This is a genomic window from Dactylosporangium sp. CA-152071, assembly GCF_050936335.1.
Taxonomy (GTDB): domain Bacteria; phylum Actinomycetota; class Actinomycetes; order Mycobacteriales; family Micromonosporaceae; genus Dactylosporangium; species Dactylosporangium maewongense.
Window position 1 is genome coordinate 2731409 of record NZ_JBNJMZ010000001.1, and the last position, 14430, is coordinate 2745838.

A 14430-nucleotide genomic window follows, 5' to 3' on the forward strand; every position below is an offset into this window, starting at 1 on the left:
CAGCGTACGTGAAGGGGCACGATGATCATCGAGGCGCGGTACAACGGTCCACCCGGCTCCGGCAACGGCGGCTACACCGCCGGGCTGGTCGCGGCGCACCTCGAGGGGCCGGCCGAGGTGACGTTGCGGAGGCCGCCGCCGCTGGACACGCCGCTCGCCGTCAGTACCACGGCCGGTTCGGTGCAGGTGCACGACGGCGACGCGCTCGTCGCCTCCGCGCGGGCCGACAGCGGGGAGCGGCCCGACGCGGTCCCGTCGGTCCCGTTCGCGGCGGCCGTCGAGGCGTCGGCGGGCTACCTCGGGTTCGCCGCGCACCCGTTCCCGACCTGTTTCGTGTGCGGGCCGGAGCGCACCGACGGCCTGGGCCTGTTCCCCGGACCGCTGCCCGACGGCCGCACCGCCACGCCCTGGCGCGTCCCGGCGGACGTGTCGCCGGTCCTGGTCTGGGCGGCGCTGGACTGCCCCGGCGGCTGGTCCGTGCTGACGGAGGGCCGCCCGTACGTCCTGGGCCGCATGACCGCCCACGTCGACGCCGTCCCGCCGCCGGGGACCGAGTGCGTGATCACCGGCCGGCACGTCGGCTCCGAGGGGCGCAAGGCGTCGGTGCTGTCCACGCTGTACGGCCCCGGCGGCGACGTCCTCGCCGTCGCCCACGCGACCTGGATCGCCGTCGACCGCTGACCCCGGTGCCCGCCGTGGTGCCGCCGTGGTGCCGCCGTGGTGCCGCCGTGGTGCCGATGCGGTGACGCCGTGCTGTCGTGATGCCACGTGTCCCGCCGACTCAGGACCTTCGGCCCTGAGGACCGGTGCCGTGCCCGCCGATCCTGAGATGGCAAGGATGACGGCGGACGCTGGAGGCGACCCGATGCAACGCGACGACATCGTGCTGGCCCACGAGAAGTGGTTCCTCAAGGACCCGTCGGCCTACACGCCGGACTGGTCGTTCGCGACGCGGCCGACCACGCTCGCGGTGCTCGCGCTCGTCGTCGCGGTGACCGTGGCCTGGCGGGCCGTCGGCCGGCGGGTCGGCACCCCGGAGCTGGGGATCCTGCGCCCGCTCGGCCGGATCACCCCCTACCTGCCGCGCCTGCTGGCGATCCACCTCGGGGTCAGCCTGCTCACCCTCGCCGCCCGCGGCTACTTCCTCGCCGCCGACCTGGAGCTGCACGAGCTGCCCGCCCCGGCGCTGCTGGGCGTCGTGGAGGGTGCGCTCGGCGTCTGGTTCATCACCGGGTACCGGCTGCGCCCCGCCGCCCTGCTGCTGGTCGTCGTCGGGCCGGTGGCGCTCGCCGCGACCGGCCCGGTCAGCCTCCTGGAGGCCGCGGACCTGCTCGGCATCGCCGGGTTCCTCGCGTTCCTGCCGCCGTCCGGCGACCGGCACGGCGCCGTCACCCCCGACCCGAAGGCCCTGCGCCGGGCGCTGCTCGCGCTGCGGGTCGGCGTCGCGACCGCCCTGGTCACGCTCGCGTTCTCGGAGAAGCTCGCCAACCCGGCGATGGCCCGCGCCACCCTGGAGCACTACCCGCAGCTGGACGTCTTCGCCTACCTCGGCCTGCACGTCCCCGCCGACACGTTCATCCTCGTCGCCGGCGCCACCGAGCTGCTCTTCGGCCTGCTGGTCCTCTCGGGCGCGATGCCGCAGCTGGCGATGCTGGTCGCGGCGGTCCCGTTCAACGCGACGCTGCTCATCTTCGGCGCCCCGGAACTGCTCGGCCACCTGCCCGTCTACGGCGTCTTCCTGACCCTGCTCGCCTACGGCTCGGACCCGGCCACCGCGGGCGACGTCCGCTGGCTGCCCCGCCTGCGCCGCACCCCCGCCCCGCAGCCCGCCACCGCCTGAGCAGCCCGCTCGGAGGAGCCCGCCGGCCGTCGCAGGCGGGCTCCGCTCACAGCAGCTTGTAAGCCCACTTCACGAGGGCCGGCTGGATCTCCGGCCGGTCCTCGCTGCCGTCCAGGCGCTCCACGACGACCTGCGGGCCGTCCAGCCACAGCCGCTCGCCGGCCCGCACGAACAACGGCCGCGGCAGCCGCACCCACCAGCAGGTGTTGTCGATCATGTACTCGGTGACGGTCAGCATCCGCGGAGCGACCATCCGGCCGTCGACCAGGTCCAGGTGCATGCGAGCAGCGTGACACCCGCGACGGCCGGCGTACACCGGGTTACGCCGCGGTCCTGAGAAGGCTGGGACCAAGGTCCCGCGGGTGCGGGCATCTGCGCCCTGCCCGCCACCCGCCGCCGGCGGCGAGGCTGGAAGCGTCACTCTCCGAAGCATCCGAAGGAGCCCGTCATGGCCGCCATCCTGTACACCGATCGCGGCGCCGCCGTGCGGGTCAGCCCGGCCGGCCGGGCGCTGACCGACGCCGTCCTCGCCGCCCTCGGCGCCCCGTCGATCCTCAACACGCAGCCGTGGCACTGGCGCATCGACGGCGACACCGCGCAGCTGCGCGCCGACCGGTCGCGGCAGCTGCCGGTGATCGACCCCGACGGCCGGCTGCTGACGCTCAGCTGCGGCGCCGCCCTGCACCACGCCCGGGTCGCGCTCGCCGCGGACGGGTTCGCCGCGGAGGTGACGTACCTGCCGGACGCCGGCGACCCGGACCTGCTCGCCACCGTGCGGGTCACCGGCGCCGGGGAACGCACCGCGGCGGCGCAGCGGCTGCGCCGGGCGATCGGCATCCGGCGCACCGACCGGCGGCCGTTCGCCGAGCGGGACGTGCCCGAGGCTGCCCTCGACGGGCTCCGCCGGGCGGCCGCGACCGCCGGCGCCGACCTGCACGTGGTCCGCCCGCGGGACCTGGTCGACGTCGTGGTGGCCGCCGGCCATGCGGCCGACGTCGAGCGGGCCGACCCGGCGTACCGCGCCGAGCTGGCGACCTGGGTGTGCGACGGCGCCGAGGACGGGGTCCCGCCGGCGACCGCCGCGGAGGGCGGGCCACGGCCGGTGCCGGTCCGTGACTTCACTGGTACGCCGGATGCCCTTCCCAGCGTGTACGCCGGCGGCGACGTCGCCGACCGGCACGCCCGCTACGCGGTGCTGGTCACCGGCGGCGACCTGGCCCGCGACTGGATCGCGGCGGGCGAGGCGCTGTCGGCGGTGCTGCTCACCGCCGCCGGTGACGGCCTGGCCGCCTCGCCGATGAGCGACCTCGTCGAGGTCCTGCCGGCCCGCACGATGCTGCGCCGGATGCTCGGTGACGTCGGCCACCCGGCGATGGTGGTGCGCATCGGCGTCCCCGGCCGGATCCAGCCCGCCCCCGCCTCCCCGCGCCGTCCGTCGGGCTCGGCGGTCGACCTGACCGGGTGAGCATCGCCACACTTGCCACCCGTACATCGGGTGAACACGGGACGACCAGTGGAAACTCGTCGGCGCTATCGTCAAAGACGGCCGACCCGAGTAGCGAGACGCAACGTTGCACGCCCCGGTTCCGTCTTCAGCATGAGATCGACGGTTGGAAGGGCGTGCGGTGGCGAAGAAGAAACGCAAGGACCCGCTGTGGGCGAAGCTGCTCCTCGTACTGGGCGCGTTGCTGCTCGTCGCCAGCGGCGGCGGGCTGATCGGCGGCAAGCTGCTGCTGGACCACTACAGCGACCAGATCACCCATGAGGGCGGTCTCGGCCAGGCCGCCGCCGAGGGCAACATCATCGACGGCCCGATCAACCTGCTGCTCGTCGGCGTCGACGAGCGCGCCGGCAACGCCGAGATGGGCGCCCGCGCCGACTCGATCATCATCGCGCACATCCCGGCCAGCCACGACGCGGTCTACCTGACCTCGATCCCCCGGGACACCCGGGTCAGGATCCCGGCGTTTCCGAAGACGAAGTACACCGGCGGCACCGGCAAGATCAACGCCGCGTTCCAGGCCGGCTCGGAGAACGGCGGCGGCCGCGAAGGCGGCCTGGAGCTGCTCGCCGAGACCGTCAAGGAGCTGACCGGCGGCCTGCGGTTCAACGGCGCCGCCATCGTCAACTTCGACGGGTTCAAGGGCCTGGTCGACGCGATGGGCGGCGTGCACATGTGCGTCGACGAGCGGGTCATCTCCATCCACACCGGCTGGAACACCAAGACCGGCAAGGAGGGCGTGCCCTACAACTTCGTCAACGACCTCCCCACCACCCTCAAGCCCAACATGCGTGCCCAGACCTACGAGGTCGGCTGCTACGACATGGCGGCCTGGGAGGCCCTGGACTACGTGCGGCAGCGCGACAAGCTCGCCAACAACGACGGCGACTACGGCCGGCAGCGCCACCAGCAGCAGTTCATCAAGGCGATGCTGAAGAAGGCCACCAGCTCCGGCGTCATGCTCAACCCGATCAAGATCACCGAGATACTGAACCGGATGGGCGACGCGGTCTCGTTCTACAACAACAAGATCGACCTCACCGACTGGATCTTCACCCTCAAGGGCATCAAACCCGACCAGATGGTGACGTTGAAGGTCAACAACGGCGACTTCCACTCCGAGACGATCGGCGGGCAGTCGTACGAGATCCTCGACGACAACGCGAAGGCGCTCCTCACCGCGATCGCCCGGGACGAGGTCGGCCCGTTCCTCGCCAGTCACCCCGAAATGATCAACAACAACGCCGACCAGCCGGCCGTGACGCCCGGCGCGACGACGGCGAAGTCGCCGTCTGGGAAGCCTTCCACCCGTTAGGCACCGACAATGGGGTGGTGGGTGCCGAGACGCTGCTGCTGTTCGCCCTCGCCGCGGTAGCCGTCGTCGTCGCGGTGCGCTGGTTCGCAGGGCGCACCGGGCTGCCCGCCGCCGCGATCCTGCCGGTCCTCGGCATCGTGTACGGTCTGCTGCCCGCCCCGGACATCACCCTCGAGCCGGAGATCCTGCTGACCTTCGTGCTGCCGCCGCTGCTGTACAGCACGGCGCTCGACGCGTCGCTGATGGCGATCCGGCGCAACGTGCGGATCGTCGTCAGCCTGTCGGTCATCCTGGTGCTCATCACCGCGCTCGCCATCGGCGCCGGCTTCCACCACCTCGTCGCGGGCGCGTCCCTCGCCGCCGGGATCGCGGTCGGCGCCGCCGTCGCCCCGCCCGACCCGGTCGCCGCCCTCGCCGTCGGGCGCAGGGTCGGCCTGCCGCAGCGGCTCGTCACGATCATCCAGGGCGAGGGCCTGCTCAACGACGCCACCGCCCTGACGATTCTGAGCTTCGCGTCCGCGGCGATCCTCGGCGACAAGTTCTCCGCGACCGCGGCCGTCGTCCGGTTCGTCGTCGCGGCCGTCGGCGGTGCCGCCGTCGGCGCGGTCGTCGCCGTGGGCGTCGGGATGCTGCGGCCCCTCAACCGGGACCCGCTCACGGCCAACGCGATCTCCCTCGCCACCCCGTTCGCCGCGTACCTGCTCGGCGAGCACCTGCACGTCTCCGGTGTCCTCGCCGTCGTCGTCGCCGGTCTCGTCGTCGGCCACCACGCGCCCCGCGCCGCGTCGGGCGCCAGCCGCCTGCAGACCAGCGCCGTCTGGCGGCTCGTCGACTTCCTGCTCGAGGGCTTCGTGTTCCTGTACATCGGCCAGCAGCTGCCGGACGTGCTCCAGGGGCTGCGCCGGTACGAGACCTCCACCATCGTCACGGCGGTCCTCGTGTCGGTCGGGTCGGTGCTGCTCATCCGGCCCGTGTGGCTCCTGCTCACCCAGTCGCTGCCCAGGTCGCTGCACTCCCGCCTCGGCACCGGGCAGCACGCCGGCAAGCTCACCGGCCGGGAGGTCACCGCCCTGAGCTGGGCCGGCACCCGCGGCGTCATCAGCCTCGCCGCCGTGTTCACCCTCCCCCGCGTCACCCCCGACCGCGACCTGCTGCTGTTCTGCACCCTCACCGTCGTCCTCGTGACGCTCGTCGGGCAGGGCCTCACGTTCGGCCCCCTCGTGCGCCGCCTCGGCCTGCGCGCCGACGCCGTCGACGAGGCCCGCCTGCGCAACGAGGCCCGCTCCGCGTCGGTCCGCGCCGCCCTCGAACGCCTCGACGACCTCGCCGTCGTCATCGGTGAGAAGCCCGGCCGGCGGTCCGCGGAGGACGCCGCCGCCGAGATGGAGGCGATCCAGGTCATGCGCGGCCTGCTCAACCAGCGCCTCGCCCGCTACCAGGGCCGCATCGACCTCCTGCAGAACGCCGAGTCGCCCGAGATGCCGGTGTCGCCGCGGTACGAGGCGGCGCTGCGGGTCCGGCGCGCCGCGATGGACGCCCAGCGGGAGGAACTGCTGCGCTGGCGGGACGCCGGCACCCTGCCCGACGAGGGCCTGCGGGTCCTGGAGCGGGAGCTCGACCACGAGGAGCGGCTCCTGCCCGAACGGCCGTCCCGATGACGTAGCGTCGCAGCATGGAGCGCAGGCGGGTGCTGGTGTCGGGACGAGTCCAGGGCGTCTACTACCGCGACACGTGCCGGCGGGTCGCCGTCGGCGCCGGCGTCGGCGGCTGGGTCCGCAACCTCGACGACGGCCGCGTCGAGGCGGTCTTCGAGGGCCCCCTGGAGGCGGTCGAGCGGCTGGTCGCGTGGACCCGCCAGGGCCCCGCGGAGGCGTCCGTCTCCGGCGTCGAGATCCACGCGGAGGCCCCGGAGGGCCTGGCGGTCTTCGCCATCCGCTGACCGACGGCGTTGCGCCCCGGCGGAGGGTTCCGGGATAGTCGGCGGATGGGTGACGGGGACCGGCTGACGACGCTGCTCGACGAACAGGCCGCCTTCTACCAGGCGGTCGCGTCCGAGTACGACGACCACGCGCTGCACTTCGACGGCGGCGACGAACTCACCAGAGCCATCGACGACTTCCGGCCGACCGGCCGGGTCCTGGAGCTCGCCTGCGGCCCGGCCACCTGGACCCGGCAGCTGCTGCGGCACGCCACCGACCTCACCGCCGTCGACGCGTCCGCCGAGATGCTCCGCATCGCCGCGGCGCGCGTGGGTGCGGCGCCCGTGCGCTTCGAGCGGGCCGACCTGTTCAGCTGGCGGCCGGATCGCCGCTACGACGTGGTGTTCTTCGGCTTCTGGCTGTCCCACGTCCCCGCGGAGCGCTTCGCGCCGTTCTGGTCCATGGTGTCCGACTGCCTCGAACCGGACGGGCGGGTGCTCTTCGTCGACGACGCCTACCGCACGGAGGAGGAGCTCATCGAGGGCGCGGACTCCCCGGTGATCCAGCGCCGGCTCACCGACGGGACGCCCTACCGGATCCTCAAGATCCCGCACCGGCCCGCCGACCTCGAGCGGCGGCTCGACGAGCTCGGCTGGGCCGTCACCGTCCACGCGACCGGCCCGTTCTACTGGGGCAGCGGCGGCCGCCGCTAGCCGGCCAGTTCCACCGGGGCGGCCGCGGGCGCGACCGGGCCCGCCACGGTTGGTGCCGTGCGGCGGCGGGAGACGGACCAGGCGCGCAGCGCCACGATCGGGACGACGAGCGCCGGCGTGGCGACGTACAGGAACGCGCCGGCGCTGCCCCCGCGGCTGACGGCGACGGTGTAGCCGTCGGCGTCGAGGCGCTGGGCGCCGTCCAGGAGGTCGGCCGCGAAGGCGAGGGCGAGGCCGATCCAGACGGGGGCGAGCACCGCGGCGGACGTGGCCACGCCGCGGAACCACTTCGGCAGGAACGGGATCGCGACGACGAGCGCGGCCAGGAGGGTGATGACGGCGGGCCAGGCGAGGGCGCGGTCGCCGAGCTCGAACGCGGAGTAGCTGACGCGCTCGGCCCTGCCGTCGCGCAGGCCCCAGTAGTCGGCGCCGAGGTGCGGGGCGCTGAGCATCGTGACGCCGGCGGTCACCGCGACGAGCACCACCAGGTCGTGCGGCCGGGCGAGCAGCAGCACGAGGACCATCGCCAGGAGCGCGACGCCGAGGACGCCCAGGATCCAGCCGCCCATCGCGTACGCGCCGGCGGCACCGTCGCTGGCCTCCGGGGTCGGCCGGATCTCCGGCAGGTGGGCCGCGGCGAGGCGCTCGTCGAGCTGGCTGATCTTCACCCGCAGCGCGGCCATCAGCAGGATCATCAGGGCCGCGACCAGCGCCGCCGGCGGGCCCACGACCCAGCGCAGGGTGGCCGGCGACTTCAGCAGCGCGGTGACGAGGACGACGAGGAGGCCGCCGCCGATCAGGTACGCGATCCAGTACACCGGCGCCTGCCGGCCGTGCAGCTCGAAGAGGGTCGCGGAGTCGCCCGGGTGGGCGTCGACGAACGGGATCCGGCCGCCGAAGAACAGCAGCACGGTCGCGATCACCGTGAGGAACGCCAGGCCGAGCGCCGGCCGGCCCGGCGGCGGCGCGACCGGGCGGCGCCTGCGGCGCAGCACCGCCAGGGTGGCCAGCAGCGCGAGCGCCAGCAGCACCCCCGCTCCTGTCAGCACGGTGACGACGGTGGCCTCCGTGTCCGACGGTGCCAGGTCATCCATGCGGCGCCTCCCCCGAGTCGACCGCCGATCCTAGAGGACCCGGCGGCGGCAGGAGGCCCCGTGCTAGGCGGCTTCCTGCAGGGCGACGCGGCCGGCCCGGGACTTCTTCGCGCGGTACATGGCGGCGTCGGCGCGGGCGACGAGGGCGTCGGCGTCGACCGTGCCGGGGCGCGCCCAGCTGACGCCGATGCTGGCCCGCGGCAGGATCCGCATGCCGTCGAACCGCAGGGCGGCGCTGTCGGCGGCGACGGCGGTGGCGAGGGCCTCGGCGATCCGGCGGGCCTGCGGCCGGCCGGCGACGTCGCGGCAGACGACCACGAACTCGTCGCCGCCGAAGCGGCCGACCACGTCGCCGTCGCGGACCGCGCCGCGCAGCAGGTCGCCGACGTGGGTGAGGAGGCGGTCGCCGGCGGCGTGCCCGTGCCGGTCGTTGACCTGCTTGAACTCGTTGAGGTCGACGAAGACGACGGCGACACCCCGGCCGCCCGCCGGCAGGGCCAGGGCCTCTTCGAGGGCGGTGAGGGTCGCGGCGCGGCTGCGGCAGCCGGTGAGGGCGTCGTACGTCGCCTGCCGGTGCAGCTCCTCGCGCATCCGGACCGCGTCGGTGACGTCGGTGAGGCAGATGATGGCGCCGGTCACCCGGCCGTCGTCGCCGGCGAGCGCGCGGACCTTCGCGTCGACGCGGCGCAGGCCGGTGTCCGGGTGGCGGAAGCCGTACTCGAGGTCGGCGTCGGCGCCGTCGCGCAGGACCGCGTCGAGGGCGGCGGAGACCTTGGGCAGGTCGCCGGGGGTGACGCCGCCGGCGAGGCGGGCGCCGTCGAGCACGTCGCCTTCCGCGGTGCCGACGGTGCGGGCGACCCGCGCGTTCTGATACACGATGACCCGGTCGGCGTCGATCTGCAGGATGCTCATCGGCAGCGCCTCGGTGAGCCGGCGCAGCCGCTGCTCGCTGGCCCGCAGCGCCTCCTCGGCGGCCATCTCGTCGCTGATGTCGAGCATCTCGCCGACGACGTGCGGGTCCCCGGGCGTGCCGAGGAAGCTGTGGTTGGTGATCTCGAACCAGACGGCGCGGCCGTCGCGGTGCAGGTGCCGCAGCCGGACCCGGCGGGCGCCGCCGTCCGGGACGGTGAGCAGGTCCATCCAGCCGGTGATGGCCCGCTGGTGGTCGTCAGGGTGGACGAGGTCGATGGCGCGGCGGCCGACGAGCTCCTCCGCGGTCCAGCCGAGCAGCCGCTCGATGCCCGGATCGGCGGCGGTGATGACCGCCGTCTGGTCCTTGCGCACGGTGACCATCCGCGGCCGCACCGGATCGGCGCCGAGCGCGCCGAGCGGCCCTTCCAGTCCCGTGATGCAGCAGGTGTACAGGCCGAAGCGGTGCGTCGTGTCGACCAGGAGCATGCGGGCGACGACGCCGGGCGCGGCCCTCGGGCGGACCAGGCACTCGGCGGCGCCCTCCGTCACCGTCCGGTGCCACGCGTCGACGACCGCCGGGTGGTCCTCGCCGACGATGAGGCCGAGCGCGGACGACGGACCCTCGAGCGGGCGCAGGCCGCTGCGGCGCAGCTCGTCCGGCAGCGGCGCGAACAGCCCCTGCACCGTGACAGCGCTGACGAACGCGTCGGGGTGCTCCGCCAGTACAGTGGCGAACACCGCGTCGCGGGCGGCGGCGTCCATCGTCGGTCCCGGCATGCCCGCGTCATCGGCCGGGCGGCCGCCCGCTGAAGGGCTTGTGACGCCGCCGATGCTCAAACGGTCTCGTAGGCGTCCCGGGCGGCCATGATGTGCTCGATGTTGGTCTCGGCCCAGGCTTTCAGGGCGCCGAGGACCGGGGCCAGGGACTGGCCGAGCGGGGTCAGCTCGTAGTCGACGCGGACCGGGACCGCGGCGGTGACGGTGCGCTTGACGAGGCCGTCGCGCTCCAGGGTGCGCAGCGTCTGGGTCAGCATCTTCTGGCTGGCGCCGGCGATGCGGCGCCGCAGCTCGCTGTGCCGGCGCGGGCCGTCGGCGAGCGCGTTGACCAGCAGGCCGGCCCACTTGTCGGCGATCGTGGAGAACACCTCGCGGGTCGGGCAGGCGGCCATGTAGGCGTCGTAGAGGACCTTCGCCTCGAGGCGCTGCTGCTCCGCGGTCTTCGTCATGACGGTCCCTTCGCGTCCCTAGGGCACTTTCAGGTGCCTGGTTTCCAACAGTACCTGCCTCGATTCAGGCTGGTCCCTGTCAGAGCGACACCAGAGGGGGATCGTCATGCGAGTTGTTGAGGTGCAGCGGTACGGCGGGATCGACGCGCTGCGGGTCGTGGAGCGGACTTTGCCGGCCCCTGACACCGCCGGGCGGGTGCGGGTGCGGGTCGAGGCGGCCGCGGTCAACCCGGTCGACGTGGCGACGCGGGCCGGCTGGCTGGCCGCGCTGCTGCCGGACCTGACCGGGCCGTTCGTCCTGGGCTGGGACTTCGCCGGGGTCACCGACGACGGGCAGCGGGTCGCCGGGTTCGTGCCGTGGTTCGAGCAGGGCGGCACCGTCGGCGCCCAGGCCTCGGTGCTGTTCGCGGACCCGGCGTGGTTCGCGCCGGTGCCCGCCGGCACGGATCTCGTCACGGCGGCGACGCTGCCGCTGAACGCGGTCACGGCGGCGCAGGCGCTGCGCATCGCCGGGCTCAGCGCCGGCCAGTCACTGCTCGTCACGGGGGCGAGCGGCGGCGTCGGCGGGTTCGCGGTGCAGCTGGCGGCGGCCGCGGGCGTCGAGGTGACGGCGGTCGCGTCCACCGGCGACGAGCCGTTCGTCGCGGGGCTCGGCGCGAAGGCGGTGCTGTCGCGCACCGACCCGCTGCCGCCGAAGGCGTTCGACGCGGTGCTGGACGCGGCGTCGGTGCCGGGGGCGATCGGCGCGGTCCGCGACGGGGGCGTGCACGTGGCCGTCACCGACCCGGCCGCCCCGGCTGCCGAGCGCGGCGTGCGGGTCGGCACGGTGCACGTGACCCCGGACCGGGCGCTGCTCGCCGAGCTGCTCGGCGCGGGCCTGGTCACCCGGGTCGCCGGCACCCTGCCCCTCGACGAGGCGGCGGAGGCGCACCGGCGGCTGGAGGCCGGCGGCCTGCGCGGCAAGCTGGTGCTGACCGCCTCCTGACGGCGGTGGTCCAGGCGGTGCCGGCCGCCTCCTGATGGTGGTGGTCCAGGCGGTCAGCTGGTGCTGGCCGCTCGACCTGACGAGGTCCGGCGCGGGCCGGCCGTAGAGGTACCCCTGGACGAAGCGGTAACCCAGCCGGTACAGCTCCTCGGCCTGCGCCGCGGTCTCGACCCCCTCGGCGATCGCGGTCAGCTGGAGATGGTTGCTCACGTCGATGAGTGCCCGCGCGATCACGGCCTGCCGCCCGGGCGTACCGACGTGATCCACGAACGACTTGTCCACCTTCAGGATGTCGACCGGCGCCGTCTGCAGCAGGCCGAGCGACGAGTGCCCGGTGCCGAAGTCGTCGAGGGCGATCCGCACGCCGAGCGCGCGCACCGCACGCAGCGTGTCCAGGGCGGTGTCGCTGTCGAAGACCGCGGTCTCGGTCACCTCGACGACCAGGTGCCGCGGCGGCAGGCCGGTGTCGGCGAGCACGGCGGCGACCGACTCGGCGAAGCCGGGCTCCGACAGCTGCCGGGCCGAGACGTTGACGCTCACCCGCTGCGGCGCGTCGGCGCCGAGGGTGGCCCGCCAGTGCGCCATCCGGGCGCACGACTCGCGCAGGATCCAGGCGCCGAGCTCGACGATCAGGCCGTTGTGCTCGGCGACCGGCACGAAGTCGGCCGGGCTGACGAGCCCGCGCAGCGGGTGCCGCCAGCGCACCAGCGCCTCCACCGAGACGGTCTCCCCCGACGGGAGGGCGACGATCGGCTGGTACGCCATGAAGAACTGCGACTCGTCGAGGGCGGTGCGCAGCTCGGCGCCGAGCTCGGCGTGCTCCGACGCCTGCCGGTCGAGGGCCGTGTCGTAGCGCAGCACCCGCCCGCCGGTCTTCTTCGCCGCGTACATGGCGACGTCGGCACGGCGCAGCGGCTCGAACTCCTCGCCGGTGCCCAGGCAGTCCGCGACGCCGACGCTGGCGCGCACCAGCAGCCGGTGCGAACCCGCCTGGAACGGCCGCTCCAGGGCCTCGGCGTAGGCGGCCACGTCGCCGCCGGGCAGCAGCAGCGCGAACTCGTCGCCGCCGAGCCTCGCCACGGTGTCGCCCGGGCGGGCCACCGACCGCAGCCGCTCGGCGACGGCGATGAGGAGCCGGTCGCCGACGCCGTGGCCGAGCCGGTCGTTGATGCCCTTGAAGTCGTCGAGGTCGATCAGCGCAACCGTCGCGGGGGTGTCGAGCGCCGCCCGGATGCGCGCCTCCAGCTCCCGCCGGTTGGCCAGGCCGGTCAGGTCGTCGAGCATGGCGAGCCGGTGCACCTGCCGGACCAGCCCCGCCATGCGTACACCCACCAGCAGGAACAACACGACGGCGCAGGCGCCGACCGGCAGCCAGTCGATGTCGTGCGGCCGGGTGACGCCCTGGACCAGGAGCACGCCCGGGGCCAGCAGCGACGAGCTGGCCAGGGTCAGCAGGCGCACCCACCCGACCGTCGCCCGCGCCTCCCGTGCCTTCGCCCGGGGCGCTCTCGACGACGGGTGCAGCCCGGCGGCCGCCCACAGCACGTAGGACAGCATCCAGCCGGCGTCGAACAGCCCGCCGCCATAGGAGGTGTACGACGTGACGATCGAGTACATGACGTCGGCGCAGTTCAGCAGGGCGAGCGACGTGGCGAGCAGGCCGATCCCGGCGTCGCGCACGGCGCCGGAGACGAACAGCCTGGCGAGCATGGCCAGCAGCAGCGCGTCGGACGCCGGGTACGCGAGCGCCACCACCCGTGTGCCGATCGCGGTGCCGTCGTGCGCGATCGGCTGCATGAGGAACGTCCACAGCACCAGCCCCGCGCCCGTCGCCACGATCGAGGCGTCCAGGACCGCCGCGCGGCTGCGGCCGGCCCGCTGCCGGACCAGCACGAACACGCCGGAGGCGAGCAGGGGGTACGCGGCCAGGTAGAGCGCGTCCGCCATCGACGGGAACGGGTCCTGGTGCAGCACGTGCGCGTAGTAGGTGTAGACGGCGTCACCGCTCGACCACAGCAGCATTCCGGCCGCGAACAGCCACCACGCGGGCCGTTCCTTCGCGGCCTGCCTCGGGGCCACGGCGAGCAGCACCGTCGCGGCGGCGGCGCCGAGCCCGTCGTAGACCAGGCCGGCGGCGAGCGACCCGGTGGGGAGCAGGAAGTAGCCGACGGTCGCCAGCACGCCGGCGACCGTCCACCACATCCACAGCTCCGCCCGCACCTGTGCTATCTCGGCGGGTTCGCCGCCTGGTTGAGGGTGCTTCAGCTCACGGTGTCGAGCTGCGCCCGCAGCTGTGACTTGGGCCGCGCCCCGACCACCTGCGACACCAGCTCCCCGTTGCGGAACAGGCTGAGCGTCGGCATCGACAGCACCCCGTATGCCCGCACCGTCTCAGGGTTCGCATCCGAATCGATCTTCACGATCCTCGCCCGGCCCTCGTACTCCTTGGCCAGCTCCTCCAGCACCGGCGACAACCGGTGGCACGGCGGGCACCATTCCGCCCAGAAGTCCACCAGCACCGGCAGCTCGCTGCCGAGCACCTCCTCGGCGAACGTGGCATCCGTGATGTCCTGCATGACTCAGCCCAGCTCCTTCACGATCGTGGCCCGGATCCGCCGCAGCCGCACGATGTAGTCGTCGATCTCGGCGAGCCGGCGGGTGAGCACCTCGACCGACCCGGGGCACTCCGCCCCCGAGCTGTGCCCCTCGCGGATGCACTCCACGAACGGCCGGGTGTCCTCGAGGTTGAACCCGATCTCCAGCAGGGCACGGATCTCCCGCACCAGCCGCAGGTCCTCCTCGTCGTACTCCCGGTACCCGTTCGACGTCCGCCTGGCGCTGAGCAACCCCTGCTGCTCGTAGTACCGCAGCGCCCGCGCACTCGTCCCGGCCTGCTCCGCCAGCTCACCGATCCGCATGCCGCCA

At 74.0% G+C, this 14430-nt stretch carries 14 protein-coding genes and 1 pseudogene; 8 read left to right on the plus strand and 7 right to left on the minus strand.

The window, feature by feature from the left end:
• The first annotated feature begins 21 nt into the window (after nt 1–21).
• Both ACQEVZ_RS12125 and ACQEVZ_RS12130 read left to right on the plus strand, forming a co-directional pair.
• A complete protein-coding gene (locus ACQEVZ_RS12125) occupies nt 22–681 on the plus strand; it encodes a hypothetical protein (protein WP_433365411.1) in 660 nt (219 codons plus the stop codon).
• A 157-nt stretch (nt 682–838) separates the two neighbouring features.
• Nucleotides 839–1840, plus strand: coding sequence for a hypothetical protein (locus ACQEVZ_RS12130; protein WP_433365414.1), 1002 nt, complete (start codon nt 839–841; stop codon nt 1838–1840).
• Nucleotides 1841–1886: 46 nt separating this feature from the next.
• Here ACQEVZ_RS12130 and ACQEVZ_RS12135 read toward each other — a convergent pair whose 3' ends face one another.
• Complete coding sequence (locus tag ACQEVZ_RS12135) at nt 1887–2120, minus strand: hypothetical protein (RefSeq protein WP_433365417.1); 234 nt, start codon at nt 2118–2120, stop codon at nt 1887–1889.
• A 168-nt stretch (nt 2121–2288) separates the two neighbouring features.
• Here ACQEVZ_RS12135 and ACQEVZ_RS12140 point away from each other — a divergent pair, with 168 nt between their 5' ends.
• The 5 genes from ACQEVZ_RS12140 to ACQEVZ_RS12160 all read left to right on the plus strand — a co-directional run bounded on the left by ACQEVZ_RS12140 (nt 2289) and on the right by ACQEVZ_RS12160 (nt 7288).
• Nucleotides 2289–3305, plus strand: a complete 1017-nt coding sequence (locus tag ACQEVZ_RS12140; protein WP_433365420.1) for an Acg family FMN-binding oxidoreductase — start codon at nt 2289–2291, stop codon at nt 3303–3305.
• A gap of 160 nt (nt 3306–3465) precedes the next feature.
• Entirely contained in the window at nt 3466–4656 is a 1191-nt protein-coding gene (locus tag ACQEVZ_RS12145) for an LCP family protein (protein ID WP_433365423.1), read from the plus strand.
• A 17-nt stretch (nt 4657–4673) separates the two neighbouring features.
• Nucleotides 4674–6314: a cation:proton antiporter gene (locus ACQEVZ_RS12150; protein WP_433365426.1), complete on the plus strand. Its 1641-nt coding sequence runs from the start codon at nt 4674–4676 to the stop codon at nt 6312–6314.
• A gap of 14 nt (nt 6315–6328) precedes the next feature.
• Nucleotides 6329–6595 carry an acylphosphatase gene (locus ACQEVZ_RS12155; protein ID WP_344504242.1) on the plus strand — a complete coding sequence of 89 codons (267 nt, stop codon included), beginning with the start codon at nt 6329–6331 and terminating at the stop codon, nt 6593–6595.
• Nucleotides 6596–6640: 45 nt separating this feature from the next.
• Nucleotides 6641–7288 (plus strand): class I SAM-dependent methyltransferase, encoded by a 648-nt coding sequence (locus ACQEVZ_RS12160; protein WP_433365429.1) that lies wholly within the window; start codon nt 6641–6643, stop codon nt 7286–7288.
• Here the strand turns inward: ACQEVZ_RS12160 and ACQEVZ_RS12165 are convergent.
• The 3 genes from ACQEVZ_RS12165 to ACQEVZ_RS12175 form a co-directional block, all read right to left on the minus strand.
• Entirely contained in the window at nt 7285–8382 is a 1098-nt protein-coding gene (locus tag ACQEVZ_RS12165; RefSeq protein ID WP_433365432.1) for a hypothetical protein, read from the minus strand. The genes ACQEVZ_RS12160 and ACQEVZ_RS12165 overlap by 4 nt on opposite strands.
• A gap of 63 nt (nt 8383–8445) precedes the next feature.
• Entirely contained in the window at nt 8446–10071 is a 1626-nt protein-coding gene (locus tag ACQEVZ_RS12170; protein WP_433365435.1) for a diguanylate cyclase, read from the minus strand.
• 56 nt (nt 10072–10127) lie between these two features.
• On the minus strand, nt 10128–10520 hold the full coding sequence (locus tag ACQEVZ_RS12175; RefSeq protein WP_433365438.1) for a winged helix-turn-helix transcriptional regulator: 393 nt from the start codon (nt 10518–10520) through the stop codon (nt 10128–10130).
• A 106-nt stretch (nt 10521–10626) separates the two neighbouring features.
• Here ACQEVZ_RS12175 and ACQEVZ_RS12180 point away from each other — a divergent pair, with 106 nt between their 5' ends.
• Nucleotides 10627–11505: an NADP-dependent oxidoreductase gene (locus ACQEVZ_RS12180; protein WP_433365441.1), complete on the plus strand. Its 879-nt coding sequence runs from the start codon at nt 10627–10629 to the stop codon at nt 11503–11505.
• A 105-nt stretch (nt 11506–11610) separates the two neighbouring features.
• Here ACQEVZ_RS12180 and ACQEVZ_RS12185 read toward each other — a convergent pair.
• The 3 genes and pseudogenes from ACQEVZ_RS12185 to ACQEVZ_RS12195 form a co-directional block, all read right to left on the minus strand.
• Nucleotides 11611–13707, minus strand: a pseudogene (locus ACQEVZ_RS12185) (putative bifunctional diguanylate cyclase/phosphodiesterase); the annotation flags it as partial.
• 59 nt (nt 13708–13766) lie between these two features.
• The gene (gene trxA / locus ACQEVZ_RS12190; RefSeq protein ID WP_354904753.1) at nt 13767–14081 is read right to left on the minus strand and encodes a thioredoxin; all 315 of its coding nucleotides are present in this window, start codon (nt 14079–14081) and stop codon (nt 13767–13769) included.
• Between the two features lie 3 nt (nt 14082–14084).
• Nucleotides 14085–14423, minus strand: coding sequence for a MerR family transcriptional regulator (locus tag ACQEVZ_RS12195; RefSeq protein ID WP_344504232.1), 339 nt, complete (start codon nt 14421–14423; stop codon nt 14085–14087).
• Nucleotides 14424–14430: the final 7 nt, after the last annotated feature.